This window comes from Halorussus ruber, from assembly GCF_004765785.1.
GTDB classification, from domain to species: domain Archaea; phylum Halobacteriota; class Halobacteria; order Halobacteriales; family Haladaptataceae; genus Halorussus; species Halorussus ruber.
Map to the genome: position 1 here is coordinate 154780 of NZ_SBIT01000006.1, position 18720 is coordinate 173499.

Sequence of the window (18720 nt, forward strand, 5' to 3'; positions counted from 1 at the left end):
TTTCCTTCTTTTAACTTTACATACTCCGCTATCAAAACTGATGTCCGTTTATCAGAGATGATTACTCGCCGAAAACCCCGCGCTTAGATTCCCTCTGGCGGCTTCGGCGCGTTACCGAACGAAGGTGGGGTCGAACCGATGTCTTCCGCCCACTCGACCGCGTTTGCGAGGACTTTCTGGATTTCCGGCTGGTGATATATCGGGTACGTCTCGTGGCCCGGCCGGAAGTAGAAGATTCGGCCCGCGCCCCGCCGGTAGCAACATCCGCTCCGGAACACCTCGCCGCCTTCGAACCAACTCGTGAACACGAGGGCGTCGGGCGCTGGCACGTCGAATCGCTCACCGTACATCTCGGCCTCGGGGACCTCGATAGACTCGGGGATTCCTTCGGCGATGGGGTGGCCGGGTTCGACAGTCCAGAGTCGCTCCTTCTCGCCCTCTTCTCGCCACTTCAGGTCGCAGGTCGTCCCCATCAGGCGCTTGAAAATCTTCGAGAAGTGCCCCGAGTGGAGGACCAGCAGGCCCATCCCTTCGAGGACTCGCTGGCGGACGCGCTCGACTACCTCGTCTTCGACCTCCTCGTGGGCCTCGTGGCCCCACCACGTCAGCACGCCGGTCTCGTCCAGCACCTCGTCGGTCAGGCCGTGTTCGGGTTCGTCGATGGTGGCGGTCTGCGCGTCGAAGCCCTCGTCTCGGAGGAAGTCGGCGATGGCCTCGTGGATGCCGTCGGGGTAGACCTCGCGGGCCTCCTCGTCTTCCTTCTCGACGCGGTATTCGTTCCAGACTGTGACGGTGGTCATGCTCCCGACGTAGGGCGGGACGACTAATCAGTGCTGAGGCTATCTCGGCGCGACGGATGACCCGTCGCGCTCGAACATCGCGTCCAAATCGGGACTCTCATCTCGCAGTTCGTATCCCTCTTCGACCTCTTCCGCGACGCCCTCGCGTTCGAGGTGGTCTAAGTGCGCCCACGCCTCGCCGGGACCGTGCATGATGTGAATCGCCTCCAACTCGCCGAAGAGGTCGGCGCTGACGGTCCACGCGTCGGCGGTCCCGCGCTCGCGGAGGACCTCCAGCACGCGCTCGGTTCGCTCGCGGTGATGCGCCGCGATTTCGCGGGCTCGGTCTGTCGGGTCCTCGATAGGGTCGCGGTGGCCGGGCCACGCGCGGGCGAAGTCACTATCTATAATCCGCCGGAGCGAGTCGAGGTAGGTCCCGAGGGGGTCCTCGACGCGGGGGTCCGCGCCGCCGACGTTCGGGGTGTAGCGCGGGAGGAGCGCGTCGCCCGAGAGGAGTTCCCGTCCCTCCTCGCCCTCGAACGCCAGTCCCGAGAGCCCGGCGGCGTGGCCGGGGAGGTGGACGACTTCCAACTCGACGCCGCCGAACTCGAAGCGGTCGCCGTCGCTGACCGTCTCGACGGTGGGCGAGTCGCCTTGAATCTCGTCGTGAACGCCGAGGAAATCCAGCAGTTCGGCCGCTTTCTCGTCGGGCATCCCCCAGCGCTCGAAGAGGCCGCGCTGTTCGATTTCGGCCTTGTGGTTCGCCCCGTCGCCCGCGACCATCTCGGCGTCCTCCTCGTGGACGTAGACCGTCGCGCCGCTCTCGTCTTGAATCTCGCCCGCGAGTCCGGTGTGGTCGTGGTGCCAGTGCGTGAGGAAGATGGCGTCCACGTCGGCGAACTCGACGCCGTACTCGGCGAGGCCCTCGCGGAGTTGCTCGCGGCCCTCGTCGGTGGCGACGCCGGTATCGACGATTGCGGTCGTCTCGGCGTTCTCGCCAGCACCAGTTTCCGCGTCCGCCGACGCGGCGTCCGCGCCGAACAGGTACACGTCGTTCTCGCCCTCGAAGACGGTGTTCCCGAGTTGAATCCGTTTCACGTTCGTACTCCGCCCGTGTCAGATAAGTCGTTTTCTCTCTCGGCATTCTCTTCGCCCTCCCGCGATGAACAGAGTTTTACTGCACCTGTAGTAAATATTATTACGGAACTTTTATGATAGATACTGCTCGCCCTTCGACCACGCGATGAGCGAACGACTGGAGCGACGGGAGCAAAACGGCGACCCGATAAACTGGAAGCGAACCGACGGCGGCGTCGAGATTTACGACGAGCGAAACTCCGAGGCGTGGGTGCGGATGGAGTTCGTCAGCGGCATCGACCCCGACAAACGCCTGTTCGGCATCTGTGACGACTGCGGGCTGGTCACGCCCCAACGCTCGCTCCCCTCCGCGAGCATGGCCTGCGGCAACTGCGGGTCGGAGTTCGAGGAGTAGGAGAGCGGGAGCGAGTAGAGCGCGGCAACTGGCTTTTCAGAGCAGTCGGTCCACGAACGACTGGAACTGGCCGCCCTCCGAGACGGATTCGAGTTCGTCAAGTGCGTCCTCGTCTTCGTCACGGTTCCGTTCTAAGAGGTCCACAACTTCGTCGTCCACGTCGAGGACGTCCGCGAGCGCCAGCAGTCCCTCGTACTCGGTGAGTTCGAGGCGCTCGGCCTTCCGCCCGACGTGGTTGTAGAGGGCGTTCTGGACCGCCTCGTCCACGGCCTCGTCGTCGGCCGTGCGCTTCTCCTCGGTGAGCGCGTCGAACGTCGGGACGGTCCGCTCGCGGGGTTCGAGTCCGAGCGCGTCGAAGGCGCGCTCGAGGCGCGCGACGTGGTCTCGGGTCTCGTCGCGGTGGCTGGCGAACCCGTCCACGAGGTCCGAATCGGTCGCGCTGGTCTGGAGTTCGTCCAGCAAATCGGCGAGTCGGCGCTCGCCGTAGTAGACGCCGCGGAGTTCGTACTCGAACAGGTCGTCGGGCGAGTCGAGGTCGCCGGATGAGTCGAGCGTCATCCCGACTCGGTAAGCCACACACGTCCTTAGCAATTGTTGCCGACTGAAACTTCGGCCCGCGTCTTTCGAACGCGCCGCGCCACTATTTTCACGACCGGGACCGTTAGCGACGCTATGGCCGTTCCGAAGCCCACGACCGCGCTCGAAGCCGTCGCCGTCGTCGTCGGCGCGCTCGTCGCGTTCATCGTCGTCGTCCCGCTGGTTCCGCTACTGCTGGACCTCGTGGTGGGGATTTTTCGGGGGTTCTTCGACGCAATCGTCCCCGGCGGGCGGACCTACGAAGACTAATCGGTCCTCGCGGCTTGCAAGGCTAGCGTGGTTCTCGCGCTTCGCGCCGAGAGACAGCACTCACGTCGTGAATTTCTCTTTCCGCTCCGGCGCGCGCTTGGCCAGCGCTCTCGTGCGCTGGCCAATTCGCGCGAGGGACGAGCGAACGACCGCCGGGAGTGAGCGAGGAGGTTGGGGAGGCGTGAGGCCCGCGGTCGGCGGTGCCGTGCGGTCGGGGTGCTGTCCGGTGCTGTGCGGTCGGGGTGCTGTCCGGTGCCGTGCGGTCGGGGTGCTGTCCGGTGCTGTGCAGTTCTGGTGCTGTCCGGTTGCAGTAACTCCTCTGTTCAAGCCTGAAGCTATCTCTGTCTGCTTCTCCGGTTGCGTTCCACTCTGATTGGGGGTCCTCCCGCGAGTCAGCGATAGCTAGGCTTCTCCTCGACATCCGCATCCCTCCTCACCCAGAAAAACATACAAATATATTAAATATATCAAATAAGTGCTTAAACAACGAATTTTAATGCTCCTCCTTCGCCGACCGCTTCCCGAGCAACATCCCCGCGACCAACCCGACGACCAGCAATCCGAGCGAGCGCCGTCGCTCGTCGAACCGGACGAAGCGCGTGTCCTCGTCGGTGATTTCGAGCGCGCCGACGGGGGTCGCGGACGCGCCGCCACCGCCTCCGCCGCCTTGACCGCTCGTTTCGCTCTTCTCCTCGCCGCCGCTCCCGTACCCGCCGCCGAACCCGAAGGCCACGCGGGCGACCGGCACCACCGTCCGGTCGCCGCGCTCTATCGGGTCGCCGAAGACCGACCGGACCGTCGCGCTGTGCTGGAGTCGCTCCACGATGGATTCGATTTGATTGACGCTCATGGCTGTTCCCCGACAGGGGTTCGACGCCGAGGGTGAAAGAGACTCGCCTCGACTGATTCGGTACTGCTCAGGTAAGCCACGAACACATCGACGTAGGTTTCGAAAGCCCTCGCCCTTTCAGTCCGCCGTCACTTCGCTTCGCTCGTGACGAGCCTGCACTCGCTTTGCTCGCGCAGACGCCAGGCTCGTGGTTGCTCCCCCGAGCGAAGTGACTGGTCGGCGACCCTTCTCGAATATAACTGACTCACTCAGAGCGAACCGCGACGCGACTACTCCTCGTCCCGAAGCGCCGCCGCGACGGATTCGAGTTGCGCCTTCCGGAAGGGGCGCTCGGCCTCCTCGGGGTCGTCGTCGTCCAACTCGCCGATTTTCCAGAGAACGCCCGCCCGCATCTGTGGTTTGGAGGGCAGGCGATTCGCGTCGATGTCGTAGCCCACGGCGTCGCAGATTGCCGCGAGGGCTTCCTTGGTGAACGCGGTCGATTCGACGCGCTCGTATCGCCCGACCGCCTGCCGGATTTCGTTCCGGAGGTCGTCCACGGTTTTGCTCATACCTGCGATAGCGGGCGGGGTCGCTCGAAAGTTCCGGTCGCGCGCCGGGCGGCCACGGGGGTGCGCTTCGCACGACTCAGACCGATACTGTTTCCACGGAGTGCTTGCTTCGTCGGGACATGGACACGAGACGCTGGCGACGCCGCATCGGCGGGTGGGGTCTGCTACTGGTCGGCGGGGCGGCGGCCGCCTACACGGTCACGATGTGGGGGCTGGGCGCACCGCTCCTGACCGCGTTCTTCGGCGTGCTGGCCGTCGGCGGCGCGTTCGTACTCCGCGGACGAGAGAACGTCTACTACTATCTGCTCCCCGTCGTGGGCCTGCTGGCACTCCTGAAGGCGACGAGCTACTACCTCCACTACGGGACGACACTTCTGACGCTGATGTTCGCACTCGTCGGAGTCGTGAGTCTGGCGAAAGCGGTGCAAGGGTATCGCGCGCTGTCGTGAAAACGAATCTCGACCGCTCGCTACCGCACTTCGTAGGTGTCGTGCTCCGCCAAGAACCGCCCTAAGTCGGCGGTCTGGCGGTAGTCCGTCGCCAGCAGGTCCGCCAGCGAGGAGGCCAGTCGTTCGCCGTCGCCCTCCTCCCAGTCGCTCGGGTCCCGAACCGGCACGACCAGAAAACCTCGACCCGGCAGGTGGTCGGCGTGGAGGTCCGCCATCGGGTCCTCGCCGTCCGCGGCGTCGAGCATCGCCTCGCGGGCGGCGTAGGTCCCGAGGACGTAGCGAGTCGCGCGCTCGCCGACCGGCACGAGGACGTGGGCCGCGATGGCCCGGAGTTCCGCGTCGAAAAACGGCTCCAAGTCGGCGTACTCGCGGTCTGTCGGCGCGCGGTTCTCCGGCAGACAGCACACGTGGAGATAGCTGAAAAAGACGTTCGCCGCCGCCGGTTCGTCGCTGTAGGCGTCGCCGAGGAGGCCGACGTCGTTCAAAATCGGCTGGAGGCGCTCGCCCGCCGTGCCCCCGGTGAAGGGCACGCCCGTCGCTGCGCCGCCGTGGACGCCCGGGTGGTCGCCGACCACGTGAACGTCGGCGTTGGCGTCGCCGTAGCCGAAGACGGCCCGCACTCCGGACTCACCGCTCTCGTCGCATTCGTGCTGGCAGGGCGGGGACATTCCGAAGGGATTGCTGGTTCTGTCCGTGACGTTCTTCACGCTATCACGTAGCGCGCTGAGCGTTAAATTCGCCCCGGTTCGAGGTTACCGCGAACCCCCATCAGAAATCTTCATTCCGGCGTCCTATAACAGAATACGCAAAAAGTTCTTAACCGAATTTGATGATAGTTATCAGTTGTCATGGTGGGGGACGACAACGACACGAGAACGACCGAGCGCAGAACCTTTCTGAAGGCAGTTGGCACGGGGTCGGCGGTGGGTCTCGCCGGGATGCCCGGCTACCTCGACGCGAGACAAGACGGATTCCCGAGCAGTGACATCGAGATGATTGTTCCGTGGGCCGCGGGCGGGGGGACCGACCGGACCGCCCGGCAACTCGCATCGCTGGCCGAGAACCAGATGGACACCTCGTTCTTCGTCTCCAACGTAACGGGCGGGAGCGGGAGTGCGGGCTTCAGGCGGGCGGCGAACGCCGAGGCCGACGGCCACACGGTCGGGGTGCTGACGGTCGAAATCTGTACCATCTCGCACCTCGGCATCGCAAACATCACGCCCGACGCCTTCGCACCGGTCATGCAGTACAATTTCGACCCGGCGTCGCTGACTGTCCATCAGGACGCGCCGTACAGCACCATCGAGGAGTTCATCTCCTACGCCGAGGAGAACCCGGGCGAGATTCGCATCTCCAACTCGGGCATCGGTGCCATCTGGCACCTCTCGGCGGCCCAGTTCGCACAGAACGTCGGTATCGAGGTCGAACACATCGGTTACGACGGCGGTGCGCCCGCGACCCAAGCGGTCGTCAACGGCGAGGTCGAGGCGACGACCGCCAGTCCGGCGGAGGTCGCCCCGCAGGTGCAGGACGGCCCGCTCAACATGCTGGCAGTCTTCGGCGAAGAGCGAAGCGACCTCTTCCCCGAGGTGCCGACGCTTCGGGAGCGGGACATCGACGTGACCATCGGCGCGTGGCGCGGTCTGGGCGTCCCCGCGGGAACGCCGAACCAACGAGTGCAGGAGCTACACGACGCCTACCGGTCGGTCTACGAGTCCGACGAGTTCCAGAACTTCATGAACCAGAACGGGTTCGGACTAGTCTACCGCGGCCCGCAGGAGTACGGCCAGTTCATGCAGAGCGAACTCGACCGGTTCGAGGGCATCGTCGACCAACTCGGCCTCGGCCGCGGCGGGAACGACGGATGACCACGTCGTAGCTTGCGACCGCGCCGCAACTCGCCCGCCTTCGCTGGCGGGGCGAATCACTCACAATGTCTCTCCAGATACGACACACGGACAAGGTGGCGGCAGTACTGCTAGTCGGTCTCGCGGTCGGGGTCTTCGTCGCCAGTCGGGACTTCCCGAGCGGCTTCGGCGACTCGCCCGGTGCGGCGTTCTTCCCGCGTCTCATCGCGTCGGTAATCGCGCTCCTCGCGGGCGTCCTCTTCGTCCGGAGCGCGGCGTCGAGCGACGCCCGCTCGTACGACGTTTCCGCGACCGACGCGGGTCGGTTCGCGGTCCCGGTCGGACTCCTGGTAGCGTACGTCGCCCTGATGCCGATTGTCGGGTTCGTCCTCGACACGGTGGCGTTTCTGGTGGTGACGATGCGTTACTCGGGGGTCGAGAGCTACTCGCGGTCGGGGACGCTCGCCGTCGCCCTCAGTCTCGCGCTCTACTACGTGTTCGGCGAGTTCCTGCACGTCCCCTTTCCGGAAGGAAGCGTCGTGTCGGTCGCCAGATGGCTTCCGTCGCTCCCGCTGGCGGGGGTCGTGTAGATGAGCCTCGTCGGCAACCTGCTTCAGGGCGCGGCGCTCGTCTTCCAACCGTTCGCGCTGACGCTCATCGTGACGGGCGTCCTCATCGGCATGACGATGGGGTCGCTTCCGGGGATGACCGCGACCATGACCGTCGCTGTGCTGGTCTCGTTCACGTTCGGCATGGAACCGGCCGAGGGGATGATGCTCCTGCTTGGAATCTACGGCGGCGCGCTCTACGCGGGGTCGATACCAGCCATCCTCATCCGGACGCCGGGAACGCCGAGCGCGGCCGCCACCGTCTTCGACGGTTTCCCGCTGGCCGAACGCGGGTTCGCGGGGCGGGCGATAGCTGTCGCCACGGTCGCGTCGTTCGTCGGGGGTGCGGTCAGCGTCGTCTTGCTCACGCTGCTCGCACCACAAATCGCGTCGGTCGCGGTCCAGTTCGGGTCGGCCGAGTTCTTCGCGCTGGCGGTCTTCGGGCTGACAATCATCGCCAGCGTCAGCGGCGACTCGCTCGTCAAGGGACTTCTCTCGGGCCTGCTCGGGATGCTGTTGGCGACGGTCGGACTCGACCCGGTCCTCGCCTACCCCCGGTTCTCGTTCGGTTTCGAGGCGCTGACCTCGGGAATCCAGTTCATCGCGGTGATGATCGGACTGTTCGGCATCGGCGAGGGGCTGCTCAGGTACCAGCGCGGCATCGGTAGTGAAGAGGTTTCACAGGAACTGACCGGCGTGATTCCCGACTGGGAAGACCTCAGCGAGATTCGGAACGTCACGCTCGGGTCTAGCGTCGCGGGTGCTTTCATCGGTGCGATTCCGGGCGCGGGCGGCGACATCGCTTCGTTCGTGACGTACAACGAGGCCAAGCGGTGGCTGAAGGGGGCCAAATCGTCGTTCGGCGACGGCGACATCCGGGGCGTGGCCGCGGCCGAATCGGGAAACAACGCCAGCACGGGCGGGGCGCTAATTCCCACCCTGACGCTGGGGATTCCCGGCGATTCGGTGACTGCCATCCTCATCGGCGCGCTGATGGTCCACGGCATCCGTCCCGGTCCGGGCCTGTTCCAAGACGAACCCGCGCTAGTCTACGCAATCTTCGTCGGGTTCTTCACGGTTTACGTCGTCATCCTCGTCCTCGGTCTCGTCGGGGCGCGCTACTGGGCGCGGCTCATCGACTTCCCGGCGCGATACCTCTGGCCCGCGATACTCGTCCTCTCGCTGGTCGGGTCGCTCGCGCTCCGCGGGAACATGCTGGACGTGTGGGTGGCGCTCGGTGCTGGCGTCCTCGGCTACGTGATGCGAGTCGAAGACTATCCGCTCGCTCCGATGGTTCTTGGCCTCATCCTCGGCCCCATAGCCGAGGTGAACCTCCGTCGCTCTCTCCAACTCTCGGGCGGGTCGCTCGATATCTTCTACTCCGAACCGCTCACGCTCGGGATACTGATTCTCGCAGTCGCGTCGCTGGTGTTTCCGTTCGTGCAGGCGTGGCGCGAGAGAAAATCAGAACCGGCCTGACGACCCGCTCCGCGTCCGCGACCGCTCTACTCTTCGTCGCCGCTGTTTTTGATTTCGTCCAGTTGGTCGAGGAGTTCGTCCTGCGAGGCCTCCGAGTCGAACGAAATCTCTCCCTCGTGGGAGTTCTCGTGAACGTTGACGGCGTCGTCCTCGTCGAAATCACTGTCTTGGTCCTTCTGCTCGGACTCGTCGTAGCTACCAAAACCCATGTTACAACGACTTTCGCACGAGTAGTAAAATCAAACGATGTGTAGCTCGCCCGGCGATTCCCCCGAATCGCCGGGCTGTCGCTCTGTCCCCGGCGTCCGTCGCCGTTTGGTGCGCTTACCGCTCGTTGACCTCTAGCACGCGACCCGCCGCGATGGTCTGGCCCATGTCCCGAATGGCGAAGCTACCCAGCTCGGGAATCTCGCTCGACGGTTCGATGCTGAGTGGCTTCTGGGGTCGGACCGTAATCACGGCCGCGTCGCCCGACTGGATGAAGTCGGGGTTCTCCTCCTCGACCTCTCCCGAGGAGGCGTCTATCTTCTGGTCGATGGACTCCAGCGTGCAGGCGACCTGTGCGGTGTGAGCGTGGAAGACCGGCGTGTACCCCGCGGTGATGACCGAGGGGTGTTGCATCACGACGATTTGGGCTTTGAACGTCTCGGCCACGCTCGGCGGGTCGTCGGCCGGGCCGCAGACGTCGCCGCGGTGGATGTCGTCCTTGCCGACGCCCCGGACGTTGAACCCGACGTTGTCGCCGGGTTCGGCCCGCGGGACCTCCTCGTGGTGCATCTCGATGGTCTTGACCTCGCCGCCCACGTCCGAGGGCTGGAACGAGACCGAATCCCCGGTGTTCAGCACGCCCGTCTCGACGCGCCCGACCGGCACGGTCCCGATGCCCGAAATCGTGTACACGTCCTGAATCGGCAGTCGGAGCGGCGCGTCTGTCGGCGGCTCTGGCTCCTCCAAATCGTTGAGCGCCTCCAGCACGAGTCGGCCGTCGTACCAGTCCATGTTGTCGCTCCGTTCCACGACGTTGTCGCCTTCGAGCGCCGAAATCGGGATGAACTCTGCGTCTTCGGTGTTGAACTGGACCTGGTCGAGGAGGTCCCTGACCTCCGCGACGACCTCCTTGTAGCGCGTCTCCCCGTACTCGACCGTGTCCATCTTGTTGACCGCGACGATGAGTTCGTTGATTCCGAGGGTGCGCGCGAGGAAGACGTGTTCCTGCGTTTGGGGCGCGACGCCGTCGTCTGCCCCCACCACGAGGACTGCGTTGTCGGCCTGACTGGCCCCCGTAATCATGTTCTTCACGAAGTCGCGGTGACCGGGGGTGTCCACGATGGTGAAGTAGTAGGTGTCGGTCTCGAACTCCTGATGGGCGATGTCGATGGTGACGCCGCGCTCGCGCTCCTCGGCGAGGTTGTCCATGACGTAGGCGAACTCGAAGCCGCCCTTGCCCTTCTCCTCGGCTTCTTCTTTGTGCTGTTCGATGACGTGTTCCGGAACGCTCCCCGTCTCGAAGAGGAGTCGTCCGACGAGCGTCGATTTCCCGTGGTCTACGTGGCCGATGATGGCCAAGTTCTGGTGTGGCTTGTCTGGCATTGTCTCTCGCCCTCTGACTCTAGGAATCGTCACCCAGAGGCAAAATAATTACCGACGCCCGGATTTATAGGGCGTTCACGCCCTCAGCGACGCAACTAACCGATTCGTGTCGTTGAATTCACAGACGGGTGCGGGGTGTAAACCCAAGTGTATATCTAATCATAGTCCATTATATACTTCTATGGCACTCGGTAACGAGGAACAAAGTGACGCTCCGAGCGCACTTCTGTTCCCGAATCGCCGTGGCCTGCTGAAAGTGTTGGGAGTGGGGGCGGCGGGGGCCGCCGGACTCGGAACCGCCGGGAGCGTGGGGGGACAGGAAACGACGACGACCGGACAGGGCAATCAGGGCGACCGGTCGGTACAGGGCGACTACGTCGTCGGCGACTCGACCGACGCCGAGACGCTGAACTTCGTCCAAATCGCGGACGTGCCGTCGGCGAACCGCGTCGGACTGACACTCGACGGGGCCTACGCGCTGACGCCGCCGCCGAACTCGGAGGTGTTTCCGCTCTGGTGTGACATCTCTACCGAGGACAGCCGGACCTACACGGTCGAAATCCGCGAAGGTCTCCAGTGGGGCGGCGACTACGGCCGGATGACCGCCGACGACTGGGTGTACATGATAACCGAGGTCTTTCAGGCCGAGGACAACTGGGCGGGCTTCGCCAACCAGAGCGACTGGCAGCGAAACGGCGAGTTCGTACCGGTCGAACAGACCGGCGAGTTGACCTTCGAGATTCGCCTGCCGGAGGTAGACCCGGCCTTCCCGCTCAAACCCATCATGTGGGGCGAGTTCTGCATGCCGAGAGGCCTCCTCGAAAAGTACGTCCCGGACAAGGACTTGGAGGGCCTCCAGCAGGACGAGGAGGTCCAGACGCTGGCCTACTCGGGCAATCTGGGACCGTACAGCTTCGAGCGGTGGAACCGCGAGGCCGAGTTCGTCGCCAGTCGCAACGACGACTACTACATGCAGAACGTCGAGAACATCCCCGAGGAGTACAACCAGTCGGCGTGGCAGGGCGCGCCCTACTTCGAGAGCTGGACCTATCAGGTCATTCCCGAGGAGAGCACGCGACTCTCGGCGCTTCAGACGGGCGAGATTACCCAGACCTCGATTCCCGAGAACAAGGTCTCGCAGTTCGAGGACGATCAGGACGTGAACGTCAACGTCGCGCCACAACCGTTCAACTCGCTGCTCATCTACAACCAGCGGGCCAACGGCTGGGAACCCTTCCGGAAGACGGCGGTCCGGAAGGCGCTCTCCTACGCGGTGGACAAGCGCGCCGTCGTGGAGAACATCCTGCGCGGGTTCGGGTCGGTCGCCCACACCTTCCAACCCGAGTTCTCGCGGTGGTACGACGACTCGCAGGTCGTCGAGACCGGCGTGGGAGACGCCTACAGCTCCGAGGAGGCCCGGAGCCGCCTCGGGGAGGCTCTCGGCGGAACGCAGTACACCTACGACGGCGATACCGTGGTCGGTCCCAACGGGAACCAACTCACGCTGAAACTCGTCTGGCCGGTCGGCACCGAGACGACCCGGACGACGGTGGAGTTCATCAAGCAGGAGTACGCCAAAATCGGCATCAACGTCGAACTCGAAGGGGTGCAGTTCAACACCCTGCTGAGCAAGTACGCCCAGAACTCCTACCGGGGCGATGGCGAACCCGAGTACAACGCCGGGCCGTTCAACGCCGGGCCGCGCGACGAGGCCTTCAGCGAGGAGTCCTGGGACATGCAGTACGGCATCATCTTCAACACGTATCCGCGGACGCCGAGTTCCACCCGGTCGTTCTGGACCCGGACCTCCTCGACCAACTACTACGGGTACGTGCCCGAGGCCGACATGGCGAGCCTCTACGACCGAGCGTCGAGCGCGACCGACGAGGCCCAGCGCCAGCAACTCTACGCCCGCGTCTTCGGTATCCTGAGCGAGGAGCAGCCGTGTAACTTCATGAACATGGGCGTGGACATCGACGGCTTCCAAGACGAGGTGCAGGGTCCCCAGGAGGTCTTCGACTTCGGTTGGAACGCCAACACGTGGTACTTCCAGCAGGAGTGATTCCCGAGTGAGCATGTACTGGTACGTCGCCCGACGGCTCGCGTGGGCCTTCGTGGCGACGTTCATCATCCTTACCATCACCTTCCTGCTGTTGGAGGTCACGCCCGACGCGCAGGCCGCCCAGTTGCAGTTTCAGGCCGCGCAGGGCGGCGGGAGCGCCGAGGCCGCGAGAGAGGCCTACGAGACGCGGCGAGGACTCGACGCGCCGCTCTGGGAGCGGTACTCGAACTACATGATAAACGTCTTCACCCTCGAATGGGGCTGGTCGGACACGCGCTCCCAACCGGTCGTCGAGGCCATCCTTGACGCCTACCCCTACTCGCTGATGTACGGGATTCCGGCGGTCCTCATCTCGACGGTGGTGGGCATCGCCATCGGCCTCTACTCGGCGACCCATCAATACACGCTGGCCGACTACGCGGGCACCTTCGTCGCCTTCTTCGGCATCTCCATCCCGAACTTCTGGTTCGGCATCATCCTCCTGCTGGTGTTCGCGGTCGAGTTGGGGTGGGTGCCGGTCCTGTTCGACCCGAACGTGCCGGTCTTCTCGGTGGCGAACGCCAAGCAACTCGTTTTGCCCGTGTTCGTGCTGACGACGGCCGCCATCGCCAGCGAGATGCGCTACGCGCGGGCCGAGGCGCTGGAGTACGTCAACGCCGAGTTCGTCAAGACCGCGAAGGCCAAGGGCGCGGACGGGCGGCGCATCCTGACGCGCCACATCCTCCGGCCCGCGCTCGTGCCGCTCTCGACCATTCTGGTCGGGGACTTGCTGGGCCTCATCTTGACGACTTCATATCTCGTGGAGGTCGTCTTCGGGATTCCGGGCCTCGGGCGACTCAGCCTCGACGCGATTCTGAACCAGGACACCGCGCTGGTGCTGGGGACCACCTTCATCCCGGTCCTCATCGCGGTCATCGGCAATCTCCTGCAAGACCTCGCGTACACGATTCTGGACCCGCGAATCGACTACGGTGATAGATGATGCGTGGGAGAAATCAGCAGTCACTCTTTGAAAACAAAATTATTGCTAAAAGAAATAGTAAGTTTGGTAAAGACAATTCCCGAACGGAGGCCAACCGCTAATGGCGACCGAGTCCGGCGACCCCGAGCGATTCGAGGACGTGGACTGGGACGAACTCGGCGGCCTCGCGGTCCCGCGACGAACGCTGGCGTTCGTCGCGTCGCTGGTGGCCTACGCCCTCCTACTCGGCTACGACTACCTCCTCGTGGCGGAGGATCAACCCACGATTCCGGTCGCGGGGTGGAACGTCACGGCCGTCGATTGGCTCTTCCTGCTGACACTGCTGGCTATCGTCTTCTACGGCGTGGTCCCGCTCGTCGTCAATCGCCGGTTGACGGTCCACTACTGGCACCAGTTCCGGAAGAACCGCGCGGCGGTCGTGAGTCTGGTCTACCTGCTGGTCATCTTCGTCGTCGGCACCGTCGGAACCGCGTTCATCGAACCGCCGCAACTCGACACGCTCGCGGCCTACCAGCCGCCGGTGTACTCCAGCGTCCCGGCCGACGTGCCGGTGAGTTGCGCTGGCGAGGTCGTAGACGGTCGGTGTCAGGGGACGTGGGCGCATCCGTTCGGCACGACCGGGCAGGGCAAGGACATCCTGAAGATGGTCGTCTTCGGCATGGAGGTCAGCATGCAGGTCGGCCTCATCGCCACGTTCATCACCATCGTCCTCGCCACCGCGGTCGGCACCACCGCGGCCTACCTCGGGGGCTACGTGGACGAGGTGCTGATGCGCTACGTGGACATCCAGTTGACCTTCCCGACCTTCTTCCTCTACCTCCTGCTGGTCTACCTCTTCGGCGGGAGCCTCTTTCTGCTCATCCTCATCTTCGGCCTGACCGGGTGGGGAGCCATTGCGCGCCTCGTCCGGAGCGAGGCCCTCCAGCGAAGCGAAGAGGAGTTCGTCCGGGCCGCGAAGGGCGCGGGGGCCTCGACGCCCTACGTCATCTGGCGGCACCTCGTGCCCAACGTCTCGAACACGGTCATCACCGCCGCGACCCTCCTCATTCCGAGTCTCATCCTCGCGGAGGCGGCCCTCTCCTTCCTCGGACTGGGCGACCCGACGGTCCCCTCGTGGGGTCGGGTCATCGCCGACGGCCGGGGCGACCTCTCGTCGGCGTGGTGGATTTCCACGATTCCGGGCTTCTTCCTGTTCTTCACGATTCTGGCGTTCAACTTCCTCGGCGACGCGCTCCGGGACGCGCTCGACCCGAGACAGGAGGGAGGAGAGTGAGCGGAAACGATTCCGCTACCCCTGACGCCGCCCGCGACGCCACCTCCGATGCCACCCTCGACGCCACCGACCGCGAGGGGCGCAATCCCCTGCTCTCGGTTCGGGACCTCCGCGTCCGGTTCCGGACCGAGGAGGGCGTGGTCCGCGCAGTCGATGGCGTCTCGTTCGACGTGTATCCCGGCGAGACGGTCTGTCTGGTCGGCGAGTCGGGGTCGGGCAAGACCGTCACCGGCGAGGCCATCACTCGACTCGTCAAGTCGCCGCCCGGCGAAATCGAGGGCGAGGTCGTCTTCGACGGCCAGAACCTCTCGGACCTCTCGGAGAAGCAACTCCGGAAGATTCGCGGCGGTCGAATCGGCCACATCTTCCAGAACCCACAGAACGCGCTCAACCCGGTCTACACCGTGGGCTGGCAGGTCGCGGAGGCGGTCCGACTCCACACCGACGCTTCGCGTAAGGAGGCCCGCGAGCGAGCCATCGACCTGCTCGACCAGGTCGGCATTCCGGAGGCCGCGGCCCGGTACGGCGACTACCCCCACGAGTTCTCGGGCGGCCAGAAACAGCGCGTCGTGGTCGCTCAGGCCCTCGCCGCGAACCCGGACCTCCTCATCGCCGACGAACCGACCACCGCGCTCGACGTGACGATTCAGGCCCAAATCCTGCGCCTGCTGGCCGACCTGCGCGAGGAGTTCGGCATGGCGGTCCTGCTGGTCACCCACGACCTGAGCGTCGTCGCCGAGGTCGCCGACCGCGTGGTGGTCGTCTACGCCGGGAAGGTGATGGAGTCGGGCGACGTATACAACATCTTCGAGGACCCGGCCCACCCCTACACTCGCGCCCTGCTGGACTGCCTGCCCGGCCGCGGCGGCGAGACGCGGGGCATCCCCGGTCGCCTGCCGGACCCGACGAACCCGCCCGACGGCTGTCGGTTCCACCCGAGATGCCCGCACGCCCTGCCCGAGTGCCGGGAAGGCGCGCAACCGCCGCTCTACGAGGTCGCCGACGACCACGAGGTCTCGTGCGTCTACTACGACGGGAGCCACGACCCCACCGCCATCACGGGCGAGGCGAGCAGTCGGCCGAGTTTCCCGGACGGCGGAGGCGGGGGAGGAGTTAGCGACAGAGCGAATGTCAGACCCGACGACTCGCGGGAGGACGAGGACGATGAGTGACGACGGGGCCGTCGGCGAGGAGCGACCGGTTCTCTCGGTCAGAAACCTCGTCAAGCACTTCCCCATCACGGAGGGCGTCCTCCGCCGCGAAGTCGGCCGGGTCCGAGCGGTAGACGGCATCTCGTTCGACGTGTACCCCGGCGAGACGCTCGGGTTGGTCGGCGAGTCGGGGTGCGGCAAGTCCACCGCGGCGCTCTCGCTCCTCCGACTGGAAGAACCGACCGACGGCGAGGTCTCCTACCGCGGCGAGTCGGTCACGGACTACGACTCGGGCGAACTCAAGGCCTTCCGGCGCGAGGCCCAGATGATATTTCAGGACCCCACGTCGAGCTTCGACCCGCGGATGCCGGTCGGCCAGTCTGTCGCCGAACCCCTGCTGGTCCACGGGATGGCCGACCGCCGCCGCAGGCGGGGAATCGTGGAGAACCTGCTGGAGCGCGTCGGCCTCTCGGCGTCGGACTACGACCGCTACCCCCACGAGTTCTCGGGCGGCCAGAAACAGCGCATCGCCATCGCTCGGGCGCTGGTGGTCAACCCGGACCTCGTGGTCGCCGACGAACCCGTCTCGGCGCTCGACGTGTCGGTGCAGGCCGAGATTCTGGGCCTGCTCGAAGACGTCCAAGACGAGTTCGGCCTCTCGATTCTGTTCATCAGCCACGACATGGCGGTCGTCCGCGAGGTCTGCGACCGCGTGGCGGTGATGTACCTCGGCGAAATCGTCGAGACAGGTCCCACGGTGGATATCTTCGAGGAGCCACAGCACCCCTACACCCGCGCTCTGCTGGCGTCGGTCCCCTCCATCGACCCACGCCGACGCGGCGAGGGCGTCGAACTCTCGGGCGACGTGCCCTCGCCGTCGAACCCGCCCGCTGGCTGTCGGTTCCACACCCGATGCCCGGAAATCATCCAACCCGAGGGCTACGACTTCGACCAACAGAACTGGCGGGCCGTGATGGACCTCCGGGTCCGACTCGAACAGGGCACCCTCGACTTGGACGCCGCACGGGAGTTCGCCGTCGCGGAGGGCGAGGCCACCGACCCCGAGGCGGTCACCCGCGAGGAACTCGCGCGGGCGGTCCGCGACGAGTTCTCGATTCCGCCCGAACTGACCGACCACCGGGCCGAGCGCGTTCTTCAGGACGCGCTCTCCTCGCTGGTCGACGGCGAGGCCGACGCGGCCCGCGACCTGCTGGCCGACGAGTTCGAGACGATTTGCGAGCGCGAGCATCCCGACCTCCGGGACACCGAGGCTGGACATCCGGCGGCGTGTCACCTCCACCGCGAGGCAGTCGAGGCCGACGCCGTCCGGTCGCAGACGCCGGAGGACTGACCGCTCGATTTCGAACCGGCACAGAGTATCGGGTCTTACGACTCGGTTCCGTCTCTTCGCACCGCGTCCGGCGCGTACCACGCCAGCGCGACCCCGGCCACCGCGACCGCGCCAGCGAGGAGGAACGCGGGCCGATACCCGGCTCGACCGATAATCTCCCCGCCGACGATGGGCGCGAGGAAGGCCCCGAGCAGGCCCACGCTGGTCAGCATCGAGACCGCGGTCGTCCGGACTGCGGGCGCGACCACCTCCACGATGTAGGTGTACAGCAGGCCGATGGCGAGTTGGACCGAGAACCCGGCGACCAGCAGGAGCGCCACCACGACCGGCACCTGCGTGACGAAGACGAACCCCACCACGGCGGGCACGGCGAGGACGAACGACAGGAGCGCGACCGGCCTGCGCTCGCCGCCGAACAGGCGGTCCGAGAGGACCCCGCCGCTGGTCCGCGAGACGACCCCGACCGCCGGAAAGAGCGCGGTCAGCAGGCCGCTCAGCGCCAGCGAGACGCCCAACTGCTCGGTCAGATAGCTCGGGAGCCAACTGTTGAGGAACAGGTAGAGCGAGAACGCCAGAAAGCACAGACCGTAGAGCGTCCACGCCGCCCGGTTGGCGAACAGCTCGCGGACGTCCGAGCGGTCGGGCGCGTCGGTCTCGACGTTGAGGCCGCCGCGGCCCCGCGTCGCCAGCAGGAACACGACCACGCCGACCGCCGCGATGGCCGCGAACGTCGGGAGCGTGGCGGGCCAGCCGAACGGGTCGGCGACCAGCGGACTGCCGAACTGCCCGAGCGCGAATCCGACCGGCGCGCTCGCGGTGAACACGCCGACGGCGGTGGCTCGAACGTCGGGTTCGACCGCCTGCCCGACGAGATTCGCGCCAGCGTTCCAGACCACGACGTAGGAGAGGCCGCCCAAGATTCGGGAGGCGAACAGCCACCAGTAGGCCCCCGCGGTCGCCGCGAACCAGCCCCAGCCTCCGGCGACGAGGAGCGCGACGCCCGCCGCGGCGACCGCCCACCGGACTCGAACGCGGTCGAGGACGACGCCGACCGGGACGCTGGCGACGACCGAGGTCAGGTACATCACGCTCACGAGCCACGACGCCGCGGTCGGCCCCACGCCGAGGGAGTCCCTGACGAGGGGCAGGACGCTGGCGGGCGCGATTTCGTAGGCCGCCGCGGCGGTCGAGAGCAGGAAGACTCCGGCGACGAGACCGACAGTTCGGCGACGAGCGGAACTCCTCGAATCGGACACGGCGCTACCTTTTCGGGGCTGGTATAAAATTCCGGCTTTGTCGGAAATCGGCCCAGAGACCCGGATTCGCCTACCGGCAGCGCGCTGGCTCAAAAACATTTGAGTAGCTTTGTTGTCAAAGTTTAAGATTGATGACAACACTTACGTCGCTGGT

At 65.5% G+C, this 18720-nt stretch carries 20 protein-coding genes; 11 read left to right on the plus strand and 9 right to left on the minus strand.

The genetic code is table 11. The annotated features are described in order from the left end of the window. Positions 1–83 precede the first annotated feature (83 nt). Both EPL01_RS10185 and EPL01_RS10190 read right to left on the minus strand, forming a co-directional pair. Positions 84–800: a ThuA domain-containing protein gene (locus EPL01_RS10185; protein ID WP_135825164.1), complete on the minus strand. Its 717-nt coding sequence runs from the start codon at positions 798–800 to the stop codon at positions 84–86. 39 nt (positions 801–839) lie between these two features. Further along, the gene (locus tag EPL01_RS10190; protein WP_135825165.1) at positions 840–1877 is read right to left on the minus strand and encodes an MBL fold metallo-hydrolase; all 1038 of its coding nucleotides are present in this window, start codon (positions 1875–1877) and stop codon (positions 840–842) included. A 145-nt stretch (positions 1878–2022) separates the two neighbouring features. Here EPL01_RS10190 and EPL01_RS10195 point away from each other — a divergent pair, with 145 nt between their 5' ends. Next, complete coding sequence (locus EPL01_RS10195) at positions 2023–2271, plus strand: hypothetical protein (RefSeq protein WP_135825166.1); 249 nt, start codon at positions 2023–2025, stop codon at positions 2269–2271. Positions 2272–2307: 36 nt separating this feature from the next. Here the strand turns inward: EPL01_RS10195 and EPL01_RS10200 are convergent, their stop codons facing one another. Next, positions 2308–2847, minus strand: coding sequence for a YciE/YciF ferroxidase family protein (locus tag EPL01_RS10200; protein WP_135825167.1), 540 nt, complete (start codon positions 2845–2847; stop codon positions 2308–2310). Positions 2848–2943: 96 nt separating this feature from the next. Between EPL01_RS10200 and EPL01_RS21580 the strand changes: the two genes are divergently transcribed. Further along, positions 2944–3117 (plus strand): hypothetical protein, encoded by a 174-nt coding sequence (locus EPL01_RS21580; RefSeq protein WP_168215862.1) that lies wholly within the window; start codon positions 2944–2946, stop codon positions 3115–3117. 493 nt (positions 3118–3610) lie between these two features. Here EPL01_RS21580 and EPL01_RS10205 read toward each other — a convergent pair whose 3' ends face one another. Both EPL01_RS10205 and EPL01_RS10210 read right to left on the minus strand, forming a co-directional pair. Next, complete coding sequence (locus EPL01_RS10205; protein WP_135825168.1) at positions 3611–3967, minus strand: GerW family sporulation protein; 357 nt, start codon at positions 3965–3967, stop codon at positions 3611–3613. A gap of 269 nt (positions 3968–4236) precedes the next feature. After that, positions 4237–4518 (minus strand): hypothetical protein, encoded by a 282-nt coding sequence (locus EPL01_RS10210; RefSeq protein ID WP_135825169.1) that lies wholly within the window; start codon positions 4516–4518, stop codon positions 4237–4239. Between the two features lie 119 nt (positions 4519–4637). Here EPL01_RS10210 and EPL01_RS10215 point away from each other — a divergent pair, with 119 nt between their 5' ends. Continuing rightward, positions 4638–4967, plus strand: coding sequence for a hypothetical protein (locus tag EPL01_RS10215; protein ID WP_135825170.1), 330 nt, complete (start codon positions 4638–4640; stop codon positions 4965–4967). Between the two features lie 20 nt (positions 4968–4987). Here the strand turns inward: EPL01_RS10215 and EPL01_RS10220 are convergent, their stop codons facing one another. Then, positions 4988–5674, minus strand: a complete 687-nt coding sequence (locus EPL01_RS10220) for a uracil-DNA glycosylase family protein (RefSeq protein ID WP_135825171.1) — start codon at positions 5672–5674, stop codon at positions 4988–4990. Positions 5675–5815: 141 nt separating this feature from the next. Here EPL01_RS10220 and EPL01_RS10225 point away from each other — a divergent pair, with 141 nt between their 5' ends. The 3 genes from EPL01_RS10225 to EPL01_RS10235 all read left to right on the plus strand — a co-directional run bounded on the left by EPL01_RS10225 (position 5816) and on the right by EPL01_RS10235 (position 8901). After that, on the plus strand, positions 5816–6835 hold the full coding sequence (locus EPL01_RS10225) for a Bug family tripartite tricarboxylate transporter substrate binding protein (RefSeq protein ID WP_246045668.1): 1020 nt from the start codon (positions 5816–5818) through the stop codon (positions 6833–6835). 65 nt (positions 6836–6900) lie between these two features. Next, the gene (locus EPL01_RS10230) at positions 6901–7404 is read left to right on the plus strand and encodes a tripartite tricarboxylate transporter TctB family protein (protein ID WP_135825172.1); all 504 of its coding nucleotides are present in this window, start codon (positions 6901–6903) and stop codon (positions 7402–7404) included. After that, complete coding sequence (locus EPL01_RS10235; protein WP_135825173.1) at positions 7405–8901, plus strand: tripartite tricarboxylate transporter permease; 1497 nt, start codon at positions 7405–7407, stop codon at positions 8899–8901. 26 nt (positions 8902–8927) lie between these two features. Here the strand turns inward: EPL01_RS10235 and EPL01_RS10240 are convergent, their stop codons facing one another. Beyond that, positions 8928–9110, minus strand: coding sequence for a DUF5786 family protein (locus EPL01_RS10240; RefSeq protein WP_135825174.1), 183 nt, complete (start codon positions 9108–9110; stop codon positions 8928–8930). Between the two features lie 115 nt (positions 9111–9225). After that, the gene (tuf, locus tag EPL01_RS10245) at positions 9226–10491 is read right to left on the minus strand and encodes a translation elongation factor EF-1 subunit alpha (protein WP_135825175.1); all 1266 of its coding nucleotides are present in this window, start codon (positions 10489–10491) and stop codon (positions 9226–9228) included. Positions 10492–10672: 181 nt separating this feature from the next. Between tuf and EPL01_RS10250 the strand changes: the two genes are divergently transcribed. From EPL01_RS10250 to EPL01_RS10270, 5 genes are all read left to right on the plus strand, one after another. Continuing rightward, positions 10673–12553, plus strand: a complete 1881-nt coding sequence (locus tag EPL01_RS10250) for an ABC transporter substrate-binding protein (protein WP_135825176.1) — start codon at positions 10673–10675, stop codon at positions 12551–12553. Between the two features lie 13 nt (positions 12554–12566). Next, the gene (locus tag EPL01_RS10255; RefSeq protein ID WP_135825177.1) at positions 12567–13535 is read left to right on the plus strand and encodes an ABC transporter permease; all 969 of its coding nucleotides are present in this window, start codon (positions 12567–12569) and stop codon (positions 13533–13535) included. A 100-nt stretch (positions 13536–13635) separates the two neighbouring features. Then, a complete protein-coding gene (locus EPL01_RS10260; RefSeq protein WP_135825178.1) occupies positions 13636–14808 on the plus strand; it encodes an ABC transporter permease in 1173 nt (390 codons plus the stop codon). An 89-nt stretch (positions 14809–14897) separates the two neighbouring features. After that, the gene (locus tag EPL01_RS10265) at positions 14898–15980 is read left to right on the plus strand and encodes an ABC transporter ATP-binding protein (RefSeq protein ID WP_246045681.1); all 1083 of its coding nucleotides are present in this window, start codon (positions 14898–14900) and stop codon (positions 15978–15980) included. Beyond that, positions 15973–17310 (plus strand): ABC transporter ATP-binding protein, encoded by a 1338-nt coding sequence (locus EPL01_RS10270; protein WP_135825180.1) that lies wholly within the window; start codon positions 15973–15975, stop codon positions 17308–17310. The genes EPL01_RS10265 and EPL01_RS10270 overlap by 8 nt, the downstream gene beginning before the upstream one ends. A gap of 35 nt (positions 17311–17345) precedes the next feature. Here the strand turns inward: EPL01_RS10270 and EPL01_RS10275 are convergent, their stop codons facing one another. Continuing rightward, on the minus strand, positions 17346–18566 hold the full coding sequence (locus EPL01_RS10275; protein ID WP_246045669.1) for an MFS transporter: 1221 nt from the start codon (positions 18564–18566) through the stop codon (positions 17346–17348). Positions 18567–18720: the final 154 nt, after the last annotated feature.

Excerpts from the sequence above, each read along its gene's own strand:
- EPL01_RS10185 (WP_135825164.1), bottom strand. The coding sequence starts at position 800 with ATGACCACCGTCACAGTCTGGAACGAATACCGCGTCGAGAAGGAAGAC.
- EPL01_RS10195 (WP_135825166.1), top strand. The coding sequence starts at position 2,023 with ATGAGCGAACGACTGGAGCGACGGGAGCAAAACGGCGACCCGATAAAC.
- EPL01_RS21580 (WP_168215862.1), top strand. The coding sequence starts at position 2,944 with ATGGCCGTTCCGAAGCCCACGACCGCGCTCGAAGCCGTCGCCGTCGTC.
- EPL01_RS10205 (WP_135825168.1), bottom strand. The coding sequence starts at position 3,967 with ATGAGCGTCAATCAAATCGAATCCATCGTGGAGCGACTCCAGCACAGC.
- EPL01_RS10210 (WP_135825169.1), bottom strand. The coding sequence starts at position 4,518 with ATGAGCAAAACCGTGGACGACCTCCGGAACGAAATCCGGCAGGCGGTC.
- EPL01_RS10215 (WP_135825170.1), top strand. The coding sequence starts at position 4,638 with ATGGACACGAGACGCTGGCGACGCCGCATCGGCGGGTGGGGTCTGCTA.
- EPL01_RS10225 (WP_246045668.1), top strand. The coding sequence starts at position 5,816 with ATGGTGGGGGACGACAACGACACGAGAACGACCGAGCGCAGAACCTTT.
- EPL01_RS10230 (WP_135825172.1), top strand. The coding sequence starts at position 6,901 with ATGTCTCTCCAGATACGACACACGGACAAGGTGGCGGCAGTACTGCTA.
- EPL01_RS10235 (WP_135825173.1), top strand. The coding sequence starts at position 7,405 with ATGAGCCTCGTCGGCAACCTGCTTCAGGGCGCGGCGCTCGTCTTCCAA.
- EPL01_RS10240 (WP_135825174.1), bottom strand. The coding sequence starts at position 9,110 with ATGGGTTTTGGTAGCTACGACGAGTCCGAGCAGAAGGACCAAGACAGT.
- tuf (WP_135825175.1), bottom strand. The coding sequence starts at position 10,491 with ATGCCAGACAAGCCACACCAGAACTTGGCCATCATCGGCCACGTAGAC.
- EPL01_RS10250 (WP_135825176.1), top strand. The coding sequence starts at position 10,673 with ATGGCACTCGGTAACGAGGAACAAAGTGACGCTCCGAGCGCACTTCTG.
- EPL01_RS10255 (WP_135825177.1), top strand. The coding sequence starts at position 12,567 with ATGTACTGGTACGTCGCCCGACGGCTCGCGTGGGCCTTCGTGGCGACG.
- EPL01_RS10260 (WP_135825178.1), top strand. The coding sequence starts at position 13,636 with ATGGCGACCGAGTCCGGCGACCCCGAGCGATTCGAGGACGTGGACTGG.
- EPL01_RS10270 (WP_135825180.1), top strand. The coding sequence starts at position 15,973 with ATGAGTGACGACGGGGCCGTCGGCGAGGAGCGACCGGTTCTCTCGGTC.